Annotated in this window: 23 protein-coding genes; 14 read left to right on the top strand and 9 right to left on the bottom strand. The window is 32.4% G+C overall.

Annotated elements, in window-relative coordinates; all coding sequences use genetic code 11:
- Positions 1–295: 295 nt before the first annotated feature.
- The 14 genes from HNP65_RS06395 (at position 296) to HNP65_RS06460 (ending at position 11,403) form a co-directional block, all read left to right on the top strand.
- The gene (locus HNP65_RS06395; RefSeq protein ID WP_184619457.1) at positions 296–487 is read left to right on the top strand and encodes a DUF1659 domain-containing protein; all 192 of its coding nucleotides are present in this window, start codon (positions 296–298) and stop codon (positions 485–487) included.
- A gap of 32 nt (positions 488–519) precedes the next feature.
- Positions 520–732, top strand: a complete 213-nt coding sequence (locus tag HNP65_RS06400) for a DUF2922 family protein (protein WP_184619458.1) — start codon at positions 520–522, stop codon at positions 730–732.
- Positions 733–742: 10 nt separating this feature from the next.
- A complete protein-coding gene (locus HNP65_RS06405; protein ID WP_184619459.1) occupies positions 743–934 on the top strand; it encodes a hypothetical protein in 192 nt (63 codons plus the stop codon).
- A gap of 90 nt (positions 935–1,024) precedes the next feature.
- Entirely contained in the window at positions 1,025–1,354 is a 330-nt protein-coding gene (locus tag HNP65_RS06410) for a sigma factor (RefSeq protein WP_184619460.1), read from the top strand.
- A 46-nt stretch (positions 1,355–1,400) separates the two neighbouring features.
- Positions 1,401–2,456: a mannose-1-phosphate guanylyltransferase gene (locus tag HNP65_RS06415; protein WP_184619461.1), complete on the top strand. Its 1,056-nt coding sequence runs from the start codon at positions 1,401–1,403 to the stop codon at positions 2,454–2,456.
- A gap of 59 nt (positions 2,457–2,515) precedes the next feature.
- Positions 2,516–3,412, top strand: coding sequence for a DHH family phosphoesterase (locus HNP65_RS06420; protein ID WP_184619462.1), 897 nt, complete (start codon positions 2,516–2,518; stop codon positions 3,410–3,412).
- On the top strand, positions 3,409–4,218 hold the full coding sequence (locus tag HNP65_RS06425) for a PHP domain-containing protein (RefSeq protein ID WP_246348211.1): 810 nt from the start codon (positions 3,409–3,411) through the stop codon (positions 4,216–4,218). The genes HNP65_RS06420 and HNP65_RS06425 overlap by 4 nt, the downstream gene beginning before the upstream one ends.
- Before the next feature lie 85 nt (positions 4,219–4,303).
- Positions 4,304–5,785: a UDP-N-acetylmuramoyl-L-alanyl-D-glutamate--2,6-diaminopimelate ligase gene (locus HNP65_RS06430; protein ID WP_184619464.1), complete on the top strand. Its 1,482-nt coding sequence runs from the start codon at positions 4,304–4,306 to the stop codon at positions 5,783–5,785.
- On the top strand, positions 5,782–6,132 hold the full coding sequence (locus HNP65_RS06435; RefSeq protein WP_184619465.1) for a hypothetical protein: 351 nt from the start codon (positions 5,782–5,784) through the stop codon (positions 6,130–6,132). Before HNP65_RS06430 ends, HNP65_RS06435 begins: the two co-directional genes overlap by 4 nt.
- Before the next feature lie 12 nt (positions 6,133–6,144).
- Positions 6,145–7,011 (top strand): phospho-N-acetylmuramoyl-pentapeptide-transferase, encoded by an 867-nt coding sequence (gene mraY / locus HNP65_RS06440; RefSeq protein ID WP_184619466.1) that lies wholly within the window; start codon positions 6,145–6,147, stop codon positions 7,009–7,011.
- A 4-nt stretch (positions 7,012–7,015) separates the two neighbouring features.
- Positions 7,016–7,861, top strand: a complete 846-nt coding sequence (locus HNP65_RS06445) for a glycosyltransferase family 4 protein (protein ID WP_184619467.1) — start codon at positions 7,016–7,018, stop codon at positions 7,859–7,861.
- 45 nt (positions 7,862–7,906) lie between these two features.
- A complete protein-coding gene (locus HNP65_RS06450; RefSeq protein ID WP_184619468.1) occupies positions 7,907–10,141 on the top strand; it encodes an AAA family ATPase in 2,235 nt (744 codons plus the stop codon).
- Positions 10,142–10,234: 93 nt separating this feature from the next.
- On the top strand, positions 10,235–10,711 hold the full coding sequence (locus HNP65_RS06455; protein ID WP_184619469.1) for a permease: 477 nt from the start codon (positions 10,235–10,237) through the stop codon (positions 10,709–10,711).
- Positions 10,708–11,403, top strand: a complete 696-nt coding sequence (locus HNP65_RS06460; protein ID WP_184619470.1) for a permease — start codon at positions 10,708–10,710, stop codon at positions 11,401–11,403. Before HNP65_RS06455 ends, HNP65_RS06460 begins: the two co-directional genes overlap by 4 nt.
- Before the next feature lie 49 nt (positions 11,404–11,452).
- Here the strand turns inward: HNP65_RS06460 and HNP65_RS06465 are convergent, their stop codons facing one another.
- The 9 genes from HNP65_RS06465 to mtaB are packed head-to-tail and all read right to left on the bottom strand — an operon-like array spanning position 11,453 to position 19,412.
- Complete coding sequence (locus HNP65_RS06465) at positions 11,453–12,364, bottom strand: radical SAM protein (protein ID WP_184619471.1); 912 nt, start codon at positions 12,362–12,364, stop codon at positions 11,453–11,455.
- 48 nt (positions 12,365–12,412) lie between these two features.
- Entirely contained in the window at positions 12,413–12,709 is a 297-nt protein-coding gene (locus HNP65_RS06470) for a rod-binding protein (RefSeq protein WP_184619472.1), read from the bottom strand.
- Positions 12,710–12,727: 18 nt separating this feature from the next.
- Positions 12,728–13,717 (bottom strand): flagellar basal body P-ring protein FlgI, encoded by a 990-nt coding sequence (locus HNP65_RS06475; protein ID WP_184619473.1) that lies wholly within the window; start codon positions 13,715–13,717, stop codon positions 12,728–12,730.
- 11 nt (positions 13,718–13,728) lie between these two features.
- Entirely contained in the window at positions 13,729–14,316 is a 588-nt protein-coding gene (locus tag HNP65_RS06480; RefSeq protein WP_184619474.1) for a flagellar basal body L-ring protein FlgH, read from the bottom strand.
- A complete protein-coding gene (gene flgA, locus HNP65_RS06485; RefSeq protein WP_184619475.1) occupies positions 14,313–15,245 on the bottom strand; it encodes a flagellar basal body P-ring formation chaperone FlgA in 933 nt (310 codons plus the stop codon). Before flgA ends, HNP65_RS06480 begins: the two co-directional genes overlap by 4 nt.
- Positions 15,246–17,129 carry a DNA topoisomerase (ATP-hydrolyzing) subunit B gene (gene gyrB / locus HNP65_RS06490; protein WP_184619476.1) on the bottom strand — a complete coding sequence of 628 codons (1,884 nt, stop codon included), beginning with the start codon at positions 17,127–17,129 and terminating at the stop codon, positions 15,246–15,248.
- Positions 17,119–17,424 (bottom strand): DciA family protein, encoded by a 306-nt coding sequence (locus HNP65_RS06495; protein WP_184619477.1) that lies wholly within the window; start codon positions 17,422–17,424, stop codon positions 17,119–17,121. The genes gyrB and HNP65_RS06495 overlap by 11 nt, the downstream gene beginning before the upstream one ends.
- Entirely contained in the window at positions 17,408–18,148 is a 741-nt protein-coding gene (locus HNP65_RS06500) for an aminotransferase class IV (protein ID WP_184619478.1), read from the bottom strand. Before HNP65_RS06500 ends, HNP65_RS06495 begins: the two co-directional genes overlap by 17 nt.
- Entirely contained in the window at positions 18,123–19,412 is a 1,290-nt protein-coding gene (mtaB, locus tag HNP65_RS06505; RefSeq protein ID WP_184619479.1) for a tRNA (N(6)-L-threonylcarbamoyladenosine(37)-C(2))-methylthiotransferase MtaB, read from the bottom strand. Before mtaB ends, HNP65_RS06500 begins: the two co-directional genes overlap by 26 nt.
- Positions 19,413–19,416 lie beyond the last annotated feature (4 nt).

A 19,416-nucleotide genomic window follows, 5' to 3' on the forward strand; every position in this document is an offset into this window, starting at 1 on the left:
AAACTAAATTTACAATATAAATCTTTAAATTACGTATTTCCAAGAAAAGTCTCAATAACGCTCACACATAAATACTATATTTTCGATATTCTTTTATCTTTAAGCAACATTAACAAAAGAACAACCATAAAAATTTTCTATCTTCCTATATAAATCCTTGACAGTCTGTATATACGTGTTACAATTTATATACATATGTATACATTTAGTAAATTACCACCTCCTCACGTAGATATATATAAGTGAAGGCGGCCGCCTGGAAATGAAAAACAAAAACTTTGAAGGGGGTTAAAACATGAAAAAGCTATCTATAAAATGGAACGTTGGAACTGATGAAAACGGTGAACCTATGCTAAAGACTCAGTCATTAACTGTACAAGATAGTGTTGACACTCAAAAAGCACTTTTAATCGCTCAAACAATAGAAAAGTACACAAATTATTCACTCTATTTCGCACAATTAGTTACATATACACCAGTAATGTAAGTAAAATAAAAATTTTAAGGGGGTAGGGGAATATGAAAAGACTTACACTTGTTTTTAGAAATCAAGAAGATGGTAAAGCATTCAGAGTAAATGTTCAAAATCCTGTCGAAAATATAGATACAGCTGCTCTTCAAACAGACGCACAAGTCTTAATAGACAACGGGCTTGTTCCTGAAGGATATGTATTCGATGAGGCAAGAGTTCTCGAATCAAATACAAACATATTAATAGACATATTAAAGTAAGGTGAACCATATGATATGGTCAATTGTAAAACTCTTTATGGATCTTGTTGAGCGACCCGGTGAAGGTGAAAAAAAGAAAAAAGAAGTAATAGAACTTGTAGATAGTATCTTTGATTATTTACACATAGATATAGACAGAGAAGATTTAGAACTAGTGCTTTCACCTGCAATAGATTATCTTACAAACATTCTGTTTAAGTAACTTTTCGAGGGGAAGGCACAGGCCTTCTCCTCTTTATTTTTATCTATTATGTATACATTTGTAAATTTTATATGTAAGGGGGAATCTATCTTGGATATATACAAAACATACAAAGATGATGTCAAAAATATTGCTGGAAGGTATTATAAAGCATACAAATACAAAATTTTATCTTTCGAAGATTTAGAACAAACCATCTGGTACATATTAATGTGCGCGCTTTCAAAATTTGATGGTCGTGGAGAGCAAAGAAATTTTGTACTTTTGTTTATAAAACAAAAGCTCATATCAATACTTAAAAACAATCGAAGACCACCGTATTGTACTGACACACCATTTACGTGTCTGTACTTTGACTACCTTTCCGCAGACGATGAAAACACAAAATACTACAGAGAGATGCACGGAGAGTATGAATAATAATGGTATAATTAAAAATGATAAAAAAGCAAAGGGAGGAAAAAGTATGAAAAACTGTGCCCTTATAATGGCGGGAGGAAAAGGAGAAAGATTTTGGCCGTATTCAACCGATGAAAAACCAAAACAATTTTTAAACCTCTTCGATGAAAAAACTATGATCCAGTTAACAGTTGAAAGGCTCAAAGGTATTATACCAATTGAAAATACCTTTGTTGTCACAGGACAAATCTATGTTGATTTGGTAAAAGAGCAGCTTCCAACCCTTCCTGAAGAAAATATAATAATCGAGCCTGCTGGAAGAAATACGGCACCTTGTATTGCACTCTCTGCATTTTATATAAAAGAAAAACTCGGCGATGTAAATCTTGCAGTTCTTCCTGCAGACCACCTTGTAGAAGATGTAGAAAATTTTCAAAAAGCACTAACCAATGCATTTGAATTTATAAACAAAAATAAAAATGCTATAGTAACACTTGGTATAAAACCAGATAGGCCAGAAACGGGGTATGGCTACATTAAATACCAAAGCGAAGATAATTTAACCATAAACGAATCTGTATTAAAAGTTGAACGATTTGTTGAAAAACCAAGCCTTGAAGTTGCAAAAAAATACTTAAGTGAGGGAAACTACCTTTGGAATGCAGGAATATTTGTCTGGAACACAGAAACTATCCTTGAAAACACAAAAAAGTTTCTTCCAAATACGTATAACATCCTAGAAGAAATTTTTAAATATTCTGGAAAAGAATATTTGAAAATACTAAAAGAGTTATATCCAAAGGTAGACAAAATTTCCGTTGACTATGGAATAATGGAACATGCAAAAGATATCTATGTTATTCCATCTGAATTTGGATGGGATGATGTAGGAAGTTGGACTTCTGTTGAAAGACACAGCAAAAAAGATGAAAATGGAAATGTAGTAGATGAAAACACATATTATTTTGATTCAAAAGCAAATATTGTAAAAAGTAAAAAGATAACTATTTTAAACGATGTTGAAAATCTTGTTGTTATCGAAACAGACGATTACCTTATAATCTCAAGCAAAGAAAATATCCAAAAAATAAGAGAAATAAAAAATAAAATAACTAAAAAGTAGACTCTGGCGGCTTTGAATTTTTCAAAGCCGCATTTTTTTAGTGATATAATCTAAATGATATGAAGAATATAACTTTTAAAGAGTTATTAAATCTAAAAAGCAAGAAAATTCTTCATACAACTCATGTAAAATCAGATTGCGATGGAATTGCCTCCATCTACTGGGGATTATCCATTTTTGGAGGAAGCTACTACATTCCCCCATACGAGCTTAGAAGCGCTGCAGGATTAATTGAAATGCTCAATTTAAAAAGCAGTACTGACAATATAGATGATTTTGACATCATCTTTATATACGACACAGAAAAAAGGCAAGACCTTCCTTTTAAGATTAATAAACCATACGTTATATTCGACCATCACCACAAAAGGGATGGAGATTTTGTAGAAAATGCACTTTTCTGTCATATCGAGCATTCCAGTGCAAACGTTATCAACCTTTACAATCTTTCAAAAAAAGAAAACCTACCACTTAATGATGAGATCCTCTTTTCGTTTGCTGTTGCACTCTATACAGATACAGCAATGTTTAGAACTGCAAGGGAAGGTGAGTTTTTCTACTTTTCAAAGTTTTTAAAAAATAGACGTTTTGAAGATATCTTAGATGTGGTATACTACAAAGATATAGACAAAAGGTCTTTTTTAAAAACAATTAAAAATGCAAAGTTTTACAATATAAAGGGGTTAAATATCTGTGTGTTAAAATTTAAAGACAACGACCAATTCTATAGCTTCGTAGATGGCCTTTTTAATGTCTTAAACTTAGATGTCCTCATTGGCATACTAAAAGAAGGCATAAAAATACACGTAAAAAAGAGCCATGTTCAAAAAATATATCACATGCTTTTTGTACCGATACAAAAAAAGCTAAATATACAAAGAGTTCAGGGAATATGGATGAATTTTTTTGACTACAAAATTCTTTTAAAAGCACTTGAAGATTACAAAGGAGGATGAATTGCTTGATAGTAGACTTTCACATGCACTCAACTGCATCAGATGGAACGTTAAATCCAAAAGAGCTTGTAGCATTAGTAAAAGAAAGAAAAATTGAGTATTTCTCGCTAACCGACCATGATACTATAGATGGAGTAAAACAGATAAAAGAAAAAAACTTTATCCCCGGTGTTGAGATAAGTGTGGAACACCCTACAACACTTCATATTCTAGGATATGGTTTTGATATAAACAACGAAAAATTAAATAAAGTTCTTGATCAGTTAAAGCAATACAGATACGAAAGAAACGTAAAGATGGTTGAAAAAGCAAGGGCACTTGGATTTGACATAACCCTTGAAGAGTTATTAGAAGAGGCAAACGGTACTCTCATTGGACGTCCACACTTTGCATCACTCTTGTTAAAAAAAGGATACGTTGAAGATAGAAAAGAGGCATTTGAAAAATATCTCAAACGCGGTATGCCACTGTATGAAGATAAAAAAAGATTAGACCTTGAAAGTGCAATTGAAATAATTACTCAGGCAGATGGAATTGCTGTATTTGCACACCCATATCAAACAAGTAAAGATACAGATGAAATTGAAAAGCTACTTAAAAAAATGGTGGAGTTAGGACTAAAAGGTATAGAAGTGTATTATTCAAAGCATACAAAAGATATGATCGAAACATATAAAAAACTGGCTAAAAGATACAATCTTGTAAAAACAGCAGGCTCAGACTTTCATGGTCAAAATACACCGGATATAGAACCGGGAATAGAAATAGATAAGGAAAAGATAGAAGGATTCCTATCACTTTTTTAATTTTACTAACCTAAAATATTGAATTTTTTAATGTTTTGTTATATAATTTTTAAAAAGAACCCTTTTAAAAGGGAGTGATTTATTTTTGAAGATCAAGGATATTTTAAGAGAATTAAATTCTTTAATTCTTAAGGTAAACTGCGATGAAAACCTCGAATTTAATTATATCTCTTCAAACTCGAAAGATATTCAAAAAAACACCCTTTTTATTTGCAGAAAAGGGACGAGTTTTGATTCGCATAATATTGTAGATGACCTCTACAGGATGGGAGCCAACGTTTTTATTGTAGAAAGAGAGATAAGAAAATACCCTTACATACAGGTTGTTGATTCAAGAATTGCCGAATCAATAATTGCAAGTATGTTTTACAACAAACCATATGAAAAACTTATCACATTTGGTGTTACAGGAACCAACGGAAAAACAACTTCAGTGCACTTATTCCATCACATTATGCACAACTTTGGAATAAAGGGAAGTATAAGCGGCACAGTGGTAAATGATATAATGGGAGATAAATTTTACCATCCAAACACCACACCGAGTGCTATTGAAGTAATGAGAAATATGTATAAAACCCTTGAAAACGGCGGAAAGTACTATGGAATGGAAGTTTCATCCCATGCTCTTTCGCAGTATAGAGTGGAAAGTATAAAGTATGATATTGTAGGTATAACAAATATAACAAGGGATCACCTTGATTTTCATGAAACTTTTGAAAACTACAAAAAGGCAAAATTTCATATCTTGAATCTTCTAAAACCAAATGGAATTGCAATAGTAAATCATGAGCTTTTGCAAGAAGTTAAAAATAAAAACAAAAATATAAAACTTATTAGCTTTGGAGTAGACAGTTCATCGGATTACGTCATACGTGAAATCACAACCAATTGGTCTGGTACATTCTTTAAGTTAGACACCCCATATGGTGAAAAGAAAGTTGCATCACAATTAATTGGAGAGTACAATGCATTTAATATTACATTGGTGGTAGCCGCCCTTGCCGAAATAGGCTACGATATAGATGATGTAATTGCATCTGTTGCAACCTTCCGTGGAGTTGACGGTAGATTTGAAATCATACCTGAGGCAAAGAAACTTGGAATAGAAATAGTTGTTGATTTTGCACATACCCCCGATGCACTTGAAAAGGTAATACTCTCGCTTAGAAAACTCACCAAAGGAAGGCTTATTACCGTCTTTGGTGCTGGAGGCCAATCAGATATAGGAAAACGACCCATGATGGGAGAAGTAGTATCAAAATACTCAGATATAACCATTATTACAACTGATGACCCAAGGGGTGAAGATCCTTTAAAGATAATTAAAGATGTTGAGGCTGGTCTTGTTCCTGGAAGCTTGAGTCTTTCCATTGAAGATAGAAAAGAGGCTATTGATACTGCAATCACACTTGCAAATCGTGGAGATGTAATATTAATTGCAGGAAGAGGGCATGAACCATATCAAGTATTTGATGAAAATCACAAAGTACCATTTAAAGATAGGGATGTTGCAATAGATATTATCTTTCAAAAAATAAATAAAGGAGAAAAAACGTTCAAATGATTACATTTGAAAAGATAAACATAGAACTTCTTAAAAGATTTTTAGGAGATTCAATAAATTTAAATGTTTCCCAAAAGGGAAACAAATTTTTTTGTGATAGTAGCAAAACATGTAATATAGTCAAAAAAGATGATGCTATAGAAATCGAGTTTGAAGGAGAAAAATATCTTATCTCAAAAACTTCTGGAAACTACTACCTTTTAGATTATAAATCTGCCGATAATTTTCATAGGTACATTTTCAATTTAGATGGTGAGAAAGCTTTATTTGTATTTAAAAAAGCACTAGATGAGGAAGAAATTCTACACCTTCTTTTGTCTATATTTTTCATAGAAAAAATTATTTAAGGAGCTGGTGGCGTGTATATACTAAACTTTATAATCACAGCTATACTAATATACTACTACATAAAACTTATGAAAAAAATTAGAGTCGGCCAATACATCAGAGAAGAAGGACCAGACCTTCATAACTACAAGAGTGGAACACCTACTGCGGCTGGCATTGTATTTATATCGACTGCAAGTATCTTTTTGCTGATTTCCAAAGCACCTATTATTTTTGTTCTTTCCCTAATCCTTTTTGGATTTATTGGCTTTATAGATGATATTTCAAGTATACTTAAAAAGAATGCTCTAGGCCTTAGGGCATATCAAAAATTTTTGCTTCAAATCATTTTTTCCCTGCTTTTAATCTCCTTTACAAATGTAAGACCAATATTTGGAATTGAAGTTTCAAAGACTACGTATTACATTTTTTGGACATTTGTAATAGTTGGAGCCTCTAACGCGGTAAATTTAACAGATGGACTTGACGGTCTTGCAGGATGGGTTTGGATAACTTCGATGGTTCCACTCATGTTTTTTACCAAAGACTATAGCGTGCTTATCATAATATCCTCTGTTCTTGCGTTTTTACTCTTTAACTCGCGACCTGCATCCATATTTATGGGCGATACAGGCTCACTTGCGCTCGGTGCATTTCTTGCAGTATTTGCAATGCATTACAATATAGAAACACAACTTGTATTTTCCTCATCTATCTTTATAGTCGAAACACTCAGTGTCATAATTCAGGTATTTTCTTTCAAAGTATTCAAAAAGAGGGTATTTAAAATGTCGCCCATACATCACCACTTTGAACTTTTGGGCTGGAAAGAAGAAAAAATTGTTGGGGTCTTTTCGGCAATTAATCTTTTAATTTCTTTATCTATACTAAGATGGTGAAAATTTGAAACTACTTGCATATTTTCTTATAACACTCGTAATATACTTCTTTTCAAAAAAATATAATATATTACTTGACTATCCCACAGAAAGGAAAAACCATCACAAGCCAACACCTCAAATAGGTGGGGTTATATTATTTACAATACTTCTTTTCTTTTTCGATTATCCCTTTTTAATACTTTTTTCGCTCCTGCTTTTTGGAATACTAGATGATATGTTCAAGCTTTCATACAAACAAAAGTTTGTATTTGAAATAATAATAGCATTGTATATTGTATTTAAATACAATATAACACTATTTGGAATGCGCAATATATTTACAAACATTTTTGCAATATTTTGGATCATTGCATTTTTAAATGGGCTTAATATGATAGATGGACTTAATGGCCTATCCACCGGTGTATCAATAATATATCTTTCAATGCTTTCTCAATTTGAACTTGCACTTTCTTACTTTCCAATATACATCTTCAACTTTTTTGGAAAACTTTTCATGGGAGAAAGTGGGATATTAATTACGGGATTTATACTTCTTTCTTCGGCTTTATTAATAGAAAATGATATGGTGTACCTAACCATCTTTTTTGGATATCCATTCTATGAAGTAGTAGCAAGCTTTATTAGAAGAGTCATTTCAAAAGAAAATCCTTTTCTTGCAGACAGAAAACATCTTCACCACATACTTTCCAAAAAAATGGGTAATCTCTTTTTACCATTTTCCTATCTGCTCACCTTTCTATTTGCAAGTCTTCCTAAAAGTTATATGAGCATATTCTACTATCTATCAATCTCCATTATTCTCTTTTTAATCCACTTTGGCCTCATTAAAAAACTGAATAATTAAGTGATATAATTATCTTGAATAGTTAAAAATTGTTGAGGTGAAAATGTGAAAGGTCTACCCATTGGTCTTCAGGACTTTTCCGATATTGTGAGCAACAATATGATTTATGTTGATAAAACTAAGTTTATATATGACCTTGCTTCTTCTGGCAATAAATACTTCTTTGTCTCTAGACCAAGAAGGTTTGGTAAAAGTCTTACTCTCAGTGTTTTTGAAAATCTTTTTAAAGGCAACAAAGAATTATTCAAAGATACTTGGATTTACAATAAATGGGACTTTAGTCAAACTTTTCCTGTTGTTAGAATCAATCTTGTTGGTCTTAACTGTGAAAATCTTGAAAAAGTTCAATTAGGGCTTTACATGCAAATTTCTACTATTGCTAAAAAGTTTAACTTAAATCTAAAGTTTCTTGAGAAAGATATCTCATACGGTTTCAAAGAACTTATTCAATCTCTTTCTGAAAAGACAAATTCCAGAGTTGTTGTACTAGTTGATGAGTATGAAAAACCCGTCTTGGATAATATACACAAAAAAGAAAAAGCTCAAAAAATGAGGGAATTTTTGAGAAATTTTTATTCAATTTTAAAAGAAGAAGATTCAAACCTACGCTTTGTCTTTATTACTGGCATTACCAAATTTACTAAAATGGGTGTATTTAGCTCTCTAAACAACCTCGAAGATATTTCCTTCGATGATAAATTCTCAACCATGTTTGGATATACACAAGAAGAACTTGAAAGCTACTTTGACGAGTATATAGCTGCTACCTCAAAAGAGTTAAATATAGAAAAAAGTATATTACTAGATGAAATTAAAAAGTACTATAACGGTTTTTCATTCGATGGAGATAAATTTGTGTATAATCCCTTTTCTATACTTCAATTTTTTCAAAAAAAAGAGTTTAAAAATTCCTGGTTTGAAAGCGGCTCTCCATTTTTTCTGTATCAATACCTAAAAGAAAAAAAGGTCACATACAAAGATTTAACAAGTTATCCTGTAAGCGAACTTGATTTTTCAAGTCATGAAATTGAAGATGCACCTCCTAACATCTTTTTTGCACAAGCTGGGTACTTAACCTTTAAAAAAAGAATATACTATGGCCTTGAATATGAATATATACTCGACTTTCCAAATCTAGAAGTCAAAAATGGATTTTCAAAATTACTTCTTGAAGCAAGCTATAATATCCCTAGAAATTACATAAAAAAAGCTGACAGAAATATATATCTAGCATTTTCAAACAACAATATTGATGCAGCATTTGATGAAATAAAAAGTATCATATCATCTGTGCCATACAACTTACACAAAAAAGAAGAAAGTTACTATCATTCTCTAATATACACGATACTTGCCTCAAGTGGTTTGAACGTAAAAGCAGAAGAGGCAAGTAGCACTGGCAAAAGTGATATTGTAATAGAATTTAATGATAGGGTATACATAATAGAGATTAAAACGGATAAATCTGCAAAAAGTGCATTAAATCAAATCAAAGAAAGAAACTACTCTAACAAGTATAATCAAAAAAAATGTATTTTGATTGGTGTAAACATAAGCTTGGAAAAGAGAAACATCGATGAGTTATTTACAAGAAACTGTGGAACTTTGGAAAGATCTTGTATTCAAGGATATGGATGGAACGAAAAAGTGAAAAATAAATCTTTCCAAAGATTTTTAATAGAGAATAAGAATATCTTGGGAAAGTATGGAAAGATAATAAAAGTAAAAAAAAATGATATATTACATTCTACAATTGAAGAATTAAAACAAGTTAGTATCATCATAGAAGGTAAGTTGAAGGTGGTAAAATATACCTCTGAAGGTTATGAACAGGTATTAAAATATTTAGGTAAAAATGAAAGTTTTGGAGAAGGATTAATTTTTTCCGGAGCTAATTATCCTTCATATATAATAGCAGAAGAAGATTCAAAAATTTTAGAAATATCAAGAGAAGGAATCCTTGAGTTATTTAGTAAAAACGTAGATTTTCTTGTATTGTATCTAAACGAAATATCAAAAAAGTTATTGAACCTATCAAATGTTGTAGATATTTTGATTATAAAATCCATAAAGGAGAGAATAATAAAGTACTTTTCATCTTTATATAAGCAGCAAAAATCAAATGTTGTTTACTTTAAATCAAAACAAAAAATTGCAAACGATATAGGAAGTGTAAGAGAAGTCGTTTCAAGAAAAATTAAAGAACTCATAGATGAAAATATAATTGAAGAGATTGATAAAAACCATATAAAATTGATCAATCTAAAAATATTTGAATAATCTGAAAAACAAAACCGTGAGTAAAATCACGGTTTTGTTTTTTATTATACTTTATAATTATAATAAAGAAAAAAGAAAAAAGGAGGTCGATTTATGAATACAGCAATTCTAATTGGTATTGCTTTGATATTTTTAATTTGGTCATTTTTCAAAAACAAAGAAAAAACAAAAGAAAGCTTAAAATTATCCAAGAATTTACTTGTAAAAACATTTGTTGAAATCATAGGAGTTATGGCATTAGTAGGGTTAGTTCTTGCTGTATTACCACCAGAGTTGATAAAACAACTACTTGGTAATTCAAATGAATTTTTAAGTACGGTATATGGAGCAATTATTGGTGCTTTAACAATTATTCCAGCATTTATAGCTTTTCCTTTATCAAAATCTCTTTATCAAAGTGGAGCAAACCTAACTGCAATAGCAGCTTTTATTACTACACTAACTATGGTTGGTTTTGCGACAATGCCTATAGAAATAAAATACTTTGGTAAAAAATTTACATTACATAGATTATGGATAAGCTTTGTAGCTGCGATTTTAATTGCTTCAGGAATGGCGGTGATCTTATGACTAAACTTACAAAACTAATAAAAAACTATAAATTAATATTTATAAGTATAGTTCTGTATTCAATTGCTTTTTTTACAAAACCAGAAATATTTTTTAGAGGATTAGAAATGACTAAAGGATTCTTAATTGAAATGCTCGAAGTTATGCCCCCCATACTAATAATATCATCATTAATTACAGTTTGGGTGCCTTCTGAAGTAATAATGAGAAACTTTGGTAAAGAATCTGGTATAAAAGGAAAACTTTTATCAATTTTTACAGGTGCAATTTCTGCAGGACCAATATATGCAGCATTCCCCGTAGCGCAAGCTTTGTTCTTGAAAGGAGCAAGTATTGGAAATTTAGTTATAATAATTAGCTCCTGGGCAGTAGTAAAAATCGTTATGTTTATGGTTGAATCCAGTTTCTTAGGATTATCATTTGCTACTACAAGGTATGTTTTGACAATTCCAGCAATTTTAATTATGGGATATATAATGGAAAAATTGGTAAGTAGAGAAGATATAATTGATGAAATAGAAGATAAAGATATAGTATATGAAAATGAAAAAGAGGTTTTAAGAGATTTACCAAATATGAATTGTGGAGCATGCGGGTATTCTAATTGTAAAGCATTTGCTGAAGGTGTTATAAAAGGTGAAGTTACAATAGATGATTGTGTAATTAGAAGCAAAGCCAAAGAATATGCATAAAAAGATGCCAGCCATAACGGTTGGCATCTTGTTTTAATAATAATTTGTACTACACCTTTTTAAATCTAAAAAACACCTTACCGTTGTAGTGATACTTTTCTATACTTGGATCCTCTAATAACTTTTCGATAATCCTTTCGCTATCTTTAAAATTCCTTTTTACATCGTCCATCATCAGAGGATGCCTTTTCAAGATATTTACAACAGAGGTATAATCATCATGTAAAGTTAAAAAATTACCTTCTGCCATTTTTTCGATTGAGCAAGCTTTCAAAACTCTTTTTGCATATTCAATATTTTCTTTCTCAGGTATTTTAACCCACGGCTCTGCAGGTGGTCTTACTGGAACATTTACATAAATCCTATCTGGTCTTATCTTTTCAATCTTTTCTTTTAATTTTAAAACCTCCTCATACGAATCATTTATCCCTTTAACAAGCATTACCTCAAGCCATATTTGTCTTTTAAACTCTTTTCTTAACTTTAAAAGACCATCGTACATCATCTCATATGTGATTTTTCCATATGGCCGATTTATTTTTTTAAAAACTTCCTCACTAGCCGCATCAAATGTAGGCATTATAATATCACAGTTTAAGACTTCTTTTCTTACATCTTCCCTATAAAAAAGTGAACCATTTGTTATTAAAACTACCTGTCTAGAAGTCATTTTCTTTATACCATCTATTAATTCATCTAGTGGGGTAAACAAAAGAGGTTCTCCTTCACTGACAATAGTAACTACATCAAAAACATCCTCACCATATACCTTGATATACTCCTTTAATTCACCTAAAATAACATTTACATCAAAAAATGTTTTTCTTTCATTTGTCATATTAAATGTTCTTCCAAGCTGGCAATACACACATGAGTAATTACAAACTTTAAAAGGTATAGGAGAAATTCCAAGTGATCTACCTAGTCTCCTAGATGGTACAATACCATATACAAAGCTCATTTTTTCACCCCTAAATAAAAAATTGGACATACCATTTGGTATGTCCAATTATTTTTTTGTATTTGGAATCTGATTGTACACCTTTCCACCTAGTGATCTATACACACTCATACTTAAATCCTTCAGATCATTTTTTGCAGCCATCTTAGAATACTCATACAACATATTTTCCCTAAACCATTTTTCGCCAAAACTTTCCGGAATCAAAGACGATTTTGGAATAGTATCGTACATCTTTCTAAAGATTTGAAAGAAAAAATTTGCTACAAATTCTTCTGAAACCTTTTTTAATTTGTCAACATTTATTTGATTTACAGTATTTTGTGAGACCTTTGAAACATCCATGCACATTCACCCCACATATCACATAACCTTTACCTCTGCATAAATTGCCCCTGCTTTGTGAAGCTCCTCAATGATACCTATTATATCCTGCGGTGTAGCACCTAATGCCTTTAACGCGGAAATTAGGTTTGAAATTGTAGCTTCCTGCCCATCAATTTCCCCATTTTTTATACTCACAACAAAGTTTCCATAGCTGAGGGTAAAATCAGAGATCTTTATATTGCCACCAAAAATTACCGTGCCCGTTCTTTCATTTATGACAACCTTTGCAGCTTGGTCAGGTATAACCTCAAGTTCCTCTATTATGGACAAAAAGGTAATAATATCATCTGAAAATGCATCGGGTATCTGTACTCTAACAGATGCGGGATCAACTGCTTTTGCAAGTTTTACAGAAAACTTTTCATTTATTGCCGTTGCAACTCTTGCAGAAGTAGTGATATCTGGATTTTGAAGAAGTATAGTTACACTGTTATCTGAAACAATATTTGCTGGAATTTCTTTTTCTATAAGTGCACCGTTTGGAATGTAACCTGTAACCTTGAATCTGCTTTGGAGATTAACTGAAGACTTTACTTCAGAGCCACCGACTGAAACGGGTCCCTGTGCTACTGCATATATATTGCCATCTGCACCATAAAGTGGTGTTTGAAGAAGCACGCCGTTTTCAAGACTCTTTGCACTACCAAGCGATGCAACTATAACATCAAGCCTCATTCCTTCTTTGTAAAAAGGTGGAATATCAGCAACAACCATAACAAGAGCCGTATTATTTGACTTTATATCTTCCTCAGAGATAGGTATCCCAAAATTTTTAAACATATTTGCAAGAAGTGGAGAATTTAGCGTTCCTCCATCTCCAGTTCCATTTAATCCAACAACTATTCCAACACCGAATAGTTGGTTATCACGTGCACCTCTAAACTTTGCAATATCCTTTATCCTAACAACCGCTGAAAGTGAAAATACTGCTACAACTAACAAGGCAATGATTATTTTCTTCTTCATACATTTTCACCTCATCTAAAGAGTTCTGCAAGAGATGATAAAATAAGTCCGAGCCAACTTCCTTCATTTGGATCATCTTCAAATATAATTTTCCCATTTTCCCAGATTTGTGCATCCATCAAATCTGTTGAATTAACGGTATTTTTTGCTGAAATCATATCGGGATTGACCCATCCTGTAATAATAATCTCTCTTAAATCATTACCAACTTTTATATTCTTACGACCCTCAACGTATAAATTACCGTACTCATCTACCTTTTTAACAACCGCAGTTATCTGCAAAATAACACTTGTTTGACTTTTATTAGAACTTTTCACTTTATCTGAATCCTTTATCGGTAAAAATCCTGAAAGATCACTTCCAAGTATTTTTGATCCACTACTTATTGCACCAAGAATTGTATTCTTAAAAGAATCTACCTCAGAACTTGTCGAAAATCTCGGAGACTCATACACCAGTATATTTACAACATCTCCTACCTTTGATGCACGTGGACTTGCAATTATATTAGAAAATTTGCTATTAGGGTTATATATAGAATTAGCAAAAATAAAAAATGCAAAAAACACCAAAAATACTGTTAAAATCTTTTTCATTTCGACACCTCCACGACCTTTAACATAGGTCCTTTCACTATAACTCCGTACACTATCTTTCCACTTTCTATATTTCTTGCCTTAATCACGTCTCCTACGTTTCCACTCTCAAGCGCCCTAAGCATTGTTTTTACGATAACACCAGGCAATTCTACATATCCCACTATAACCTGACCAACCACCACATCTGGAACTCTTTCAAAATACTCTTCAAACAGAGGTTCACCAACTTTAAAATACTTTCTAGAAATCATTGGAAGCTTCGATACATCAAGCGGTGTTCCCCTTAAAGAAAATATATTTACATCTGCAAAGGCTACATCGTCCATATTAACCTGCTCTCCGTAATTAATATTTCTCGCAGCTACGGGAATTTTCCTAATACATTTTCCTATTAGGTTAACGTTAAAATATCCTCTGGTTCTACCATCTTTCTTTAGAGCAAATCTTACCAAAAAACTCCCGCCAACAGATTGAATTACATCGTAATCAAAACTATTGTGATCGACAATCTCGCCATACGTTGAAGTAACTTCTACAGTTGAATTTGCTGGAAGCATTGAGAGTGCAACCTCTGTTGCAATTTTTAGTGCCTCCTCAACAGTTAGAGTAGACATACTACTTTCATTAGTTACAAGATTTGGAAATACAACCCTTACAGTACCAACAGTAGGGGTGGCCTCGATTTGAGTTGCCACCCTTGAAAGTCTTTGAAGTATGTACTTTATATTAATATCGGTTGAAGAATTCTCAGGAAGATATGCTAAAACAATATTTTGAAGGCTTGTCGCATCGATTTGAGTATAAGTTGCCGCCACATCAAATACTGTAACTTCATTTCTTGTAACCGTTGCAACATCCAAAAACTGTATGTACATGGAAAGAGATAGAATAGGTAGCAACAAAATAAACAAAATACCTTTTCTCACTTATACATCTATCTCCTTTACAGAAAGTGCGTGTCTGAATATAAATTCCTTTCTGCTCTCAGTATCGCTACCCATAAGCATTTCAAACAACTCATCTGCGGTTTCCGCATCTTCAATTGAAACTTTTAACAATTTTCTTGTGTTTGGATCCATAGTAGTCTCCCAAAGTTGCTCTGGATTCATTTCACCAAGACCTTTGTAACGCTGTATTTCATATTTTTTATCTCCTAATGTCTTTCTAAAATCTTCCAATTCCTCGTCGCTGTAGAAATAATAATGATTCTTTCCAACAGTTAATTTGTAAAGAGGGGGCTGTGCTATATATATTCTTCCCTCATCGATTAATTCTTTCATGTACCTGTAAAAAAGTGTCAAAAGAAGCGTTCTAATGTGTGCACCATCAACATCAGCATCGGTCATTATTATTATCTTCCCATACCTTAACTTTTTAATATCAAAATCGTCACCAATACCAACACCCAATGCGGTTATAATATCCCTTACCTGCTCATTCTTTAAAAGCTTAAGCCAACTACTCTTTTCCACATTCAAAATCTTTCCGCGAAGTGGTAAAATTGCCTGGAAATTTCTATCTCTTGCCTGTTTTGCTGAACCACCTGCAGAATCACCCTCGACTATAAAAAGTTCAGATTCTTCAAGCTTTTTAGTAATACAATCTGCAAGCTTTCCAGGGAGCGAAGAGCTTCCAAAAGCACTCTTTCTCTTCACCATTTCACGAGCATGTTTTGCGGCTTCTCTTGCTTTCTTTGCTTCCAGTGCTTTTTGTATAATTATCTTAAGCGTATTTTCATTCGTCTCAAAAAATTCAAGAAGCTTTTCTCTCACTACTTTTGCTACAGCTTCTTGGACTTCTTCGTTACCCAACTTTGATTTTGTCTGTCCTTCAAACTCTGGAGTGCTGCTCATTAAAACACTTATAACAGCAACCATTCCTTCTCTTATATCATCTCCACGTAATGAATCTTTCTTTAACTGTCCTGTTTTTTTACCTAATTCATTAACGACTCTTGTAAAGGCAGATTTAAAACCAGTAACATGTGTTCCTCCATCAACAGTCCTTATATTATTTACAAATGAATAAATCTTTTCAAAATCTGAATCTGTATACTGGAAAGAAACTTCAACTTTAACCTTTTCGTATTCTCCGTTAATATATACTGGTTCATGCAAGGATTTGCTTCCCTTGCTCAAATGTGAGACAAATTCTTTAATACCGCCTGTATAATGAAACGTTCTTTCTGTATTGTTTCTTTCGTCTTTAAAATGAATAGTAATATTTGGATTCAAAAATGCAAGCTCTCTAAGTCTCATTAAAATTGTATCCGTATCAAAATCCGTCGTTGAAAAAACTAGTGGATCAGGTTTAAATCTAACTATTGTTCCACGTTTTTCAGTCTCACCTATTATCTTTACCTCACAGGTTGGTGTTCCTCTTTCATACCTTTGATAGTATACCTTTCCATCCCTGTGTACTTCCACTTCAAGCCACTGAGAAAGTGCATTAACAACCGATGCACCAACGCCATGAAGACCACCACTTACCTTGTATGAATCCTTCGAAAATTTTCCACCAGCGTGCAGGGTAGTCATAACAACTTCAAGTGCGCTCTTTCCTGTTTCAGGATGAATATCAACTGGAATACCTCTACCGTTATCTTCTACCTCAACACTTCCATCCTTGAAAATTGTAACCTTTATAGTATCGCAATATCCCTGCAGTGATTCATCTATACTATTATCAACAATTTCATATACAAGATGGTGCAGACCTGCCTTTCCAGTAGAACCTATGTACATTCCAGGTCTTTGTCTTACCGGTTCAAGTCCCTTTAATACCTTTATATTCTGTGCACTATAGTCCATTTATTGCCCTCCTCTTCTTTCTTATTACTACTTTCCTTATAACATATATCCCCAATCTATCATTCAACTTTTCACGAATTTTTTCCCTAAAAAAATTAAGTTCAGTTACAAAAAGTTGATCATCACATTCAATATAAATAATCCCATCTTTAAACATAATCACTTTACAATGCTCATTAAAAGGCTTTCCAATAACATCTTCAAAATACTCTCTTGAAAGTGTTGAAACATAAAGATTTTTTATAAACAAATTCTTCTTTGCAAGCTCCCGTAAAACTTCACCCAATCTTTGCATGAAGATACTCCTCAAACATCATTGAAAGTTTTTCAGAAAGTTCTGTTTTTAAGGAAAACTTTCCAAGATAGTTTACAGGAACTATACCCATGCTCGTATGTGTAAGAAAAATCTCATCTGCATAGAACAGTTCCTTTACCTCGACTATTTTTTCCTCTACTGTATAACCATTTTCTTTTAGCATGTCTATAACAAACGTTCTTGTAATACCTTCTAAAATCCCACTTTCAAGTGAAGGAGTGATTAATTTACCATCTTTAACTAAAAAAACATTGGAAAAACTTCCCTCACATACCTGCCCCTTTTGACCTAACAGTATCACATCGTAGTTATCACCCTTGTTCTGCCTTGCAAGAAAAACATCTGCTCTTGAAAGTGATTTAAAATTAGGTGGTATTGACGATGGATCGGCATGTCTTACATTTGAAATATCTATTTTGACACTTTCTACCCTTTTAGTTAATATATTTTCGCCAACAGAATAAAGCTCCACCTTATCACTCACAATTGCATATACCTTTACCCTGTCAAAGGAAATATTTCTCTCAATTTCTTTTTCAAAATCATCTAAACTTACTTCATCTTCTCTTCCAAGATACGATAAAGAATTAATTAGCCTTTTGTAATGCTCTCTAATCGCAAAAGGTTTTCCATCATATATACGAACAGTTTCATATACAACTATTCCGTTAAGTATCTTATCTATTAGAGACCTTTCGTTCATACTTTTTAGAAATCACTCCCTCGTCGGTTACCGCCTGTATTGTTACATTTTCTATCTTACCGAATTCTCCGTGGGAAGTTTCATGTAACACGTAGTATTCATCGTATCCTGAATATATCTTGTTTTTATAACTTTCAATTAAAACTTTTGCTTTTCTTCCAACAAGTCTTTTTCTATAGTCCTTTGCAACTGATGTGCTTACTTTTTCTAAAACTTCAACTCTTTCTTTTTTTACATTTCCAGGCACTTTTTTAGACATCTTTGAAGCAAGTGTGTTAGGTCTATCAGAATATCTAAAGGCATGAACCTTTGAAAATAAAACTTCTCTAACAACTTTCAAAGTTTCTTCAAAGTCTTTTTCGCTTTCTCCAGGAAATCCAACCATTATATCTGTTGTAATCGAAAAATTAGGATCAATTTTTCTTATACTACCAACAACTCTTAAATAATCATCTTGAGTATAATTTCTTCTCATATTTTTCAATACATCTGTACTTCCACTTTGAAGAGGAATGTGAAGATGATTACAAATCTTTTCTTCTGTTCCTATCAAATTTATTAACTCTTCATCTAAATCTTCAGGATTTATCGAACTCAATCTAATTCTAAAATCACCCTTTATTTTAACAAGACTTCTTAACAGCTCATGCAAAGAAGAATCAATATCTTTACCAAATTTTCCAAGATTCAATCCTGTGATTACAATTTCTTTGTAATCCTTATTTACAAGCCTTAAAACCTCACTTACAACCAACTCAACCGGTTTACTTCTAATTCTGTTTCCCCTTGCAAACCTTATTGCACAATAACTACATGTATTGGTACAACCATCCTGGACTTTAATAAATGCACGTGTTCTCTCTGCAAGGGATGAAAAAACAAATTCATCTTCCAAAGTATTCCTATTCCAGTACGCCTTATCTACAAAAACACCAGATTCTCTTAAATATTTATCAATATATTTTTTTTCATTATTTCCCAGTACAAGATCAACGCCTTCTTTTTCTAATTCTTCAAATCCAAGTTGAGAATAACACCCTGTTACTACTACCTTTGCTCCTGGAAATTTCCTCTTTAGTCTTCTTATCTGTTGCTTTATCTTTCTTGTCGCCTCGTTTGTAACAACACAACTATTTATTACAAAAATATCCGATTCTACTTCCTCGTTTACCACTATATATCCTTCATTTTCAAGCTTTTCGGCCATAAGTTCTGATTCATATTGATTCAATTTACAACCGTATGTAAGAACGCTGACTCTCATTCAA

It is taken from the genome of Thermosipho japonicus (assembly GCF_014201655.1).
Classification (GTDB): domain Bacteria; phylum Thermotogota; class Thermotogae; order Thermotogales; family Fervidobacteriaceae; genus Thermosipho; species Thermosipho japonicus.

Bases quoted from the DNA above. Each gene is read 5' to 3' on its own strand.
- HNP65_RS06395 (WP_184619457.1), top strand. From the start codon at position 296: ATGAAAAAGCTATCTATAAAATGGAACGTTGGAACTGATGAAAACGGT.
- HNP65_RS06400 (WP_184619458.1), top strand. From the start codon at position 520: ATGAAAAGACTTACACTTGTTTTTAGAAATCAAGAAGATGGTAAAGCA.
- HNP65_RS06405 (WP_184619459.1), top strand. From the start codon at position 743: ATGATATGGTCAATTGTAAAACTCTTTATGGATCTTGTTGAGCGACCC.
- HNP65_RS06415 (WP_184619461.1), top strand. From the start codon at position 1,401: ATGAAAAACTGTGCCCTTATAATGGCGGGAGGAAAAGGAGAAAGATTT.
- HNP65_RS06420 (WP_184619462.1), top strand. From the start codon at position 2,516: ATGAAGAATATAACTTTTAAAGAGTTATTAAATCTAAAAAGCAAGAAA.
- HNP65_RS06425 (WP_246348211.1), top strand. From the start codon at position 3,409: ATGAATTGCTTGATAGTAGACTTTCACATGCACTCAACTGCATCAGAT.
- HNP65_RS06435 (WP_184619465.1), top strand. From the start codon at position 5,782: ATGATTACATTTGAAAAGATAAACATAGAACTTCTTAAAAGATTTTTA.
- HNP65_RS06455 (WP_184619469.1), top strand. From the start codon at position 10,235: ATGAATACAGCAATTCTAATTGGTATTGCTTTGATATTTTTAATTTGG.
- HNP65_RS06460 (WP_184619470.1), top strand. From the start codon at position 10,708: ATGACTAAACTTACAAAACTAATAAAAAACTATAAATTAATATTTATA.
- HNP65_RS06465 (WP_184619471.1), bottom strand. From the start codon at position 12,364: ATGAGCTTTGTATATGGTATTGTACCATCTAGGAGACTAGGTAGATCA.
- HNP65_RS06470 (WP_184619472.1), bottom strand. From the start codon at position 12,709: ATGGATGTTTCAAAGGTCTCACAAAATACTGTAAATCAAATAAATGTT.
- HNP65_RS06475 (WP_184619473.1), bottom strand. From the start codon at position 13,717: ATGAAGAAGAAAATAATCATTGCCTTGTTAGTTGTAGCAGTATTTTCA.
- HNP65_RS06480 (WP_184619474.1), bottom strand. From the start codon at position 14,316: ATGAAAAAGATTTTAACAGTATTTTTGGTGTTTTTTGCATTTTTTATT.
- gyrB (WP_184619476.1), bottom strand. From the start codon at position 17,129: ATGGACTATAGTGCACAGAATATAAAGGTATTAAAGGGACTTGAACCG.
- HNP65_RS06495 (WP_184619477.1), bottom strand. From the start codon at position 17,424: ATGCAAAGATTGGGTGAAGTTTTACGGGAGCTTGCAAAGAAGAATTTG.
- HNP65_RS06500 (WP_184619478.1), bottom strand. From the start codon at position 18,148: ATGAACGAAAGGTCTCTAATAGATAAGATACTTAACGGAATAGTTGTA.
- mtaB (WP_184619479.1), bottom strand. From the start codon at position 19,412: ATGAGAGTCAGCGTTCTTACATACGGTTGTAAATTGAATCAATATGAA.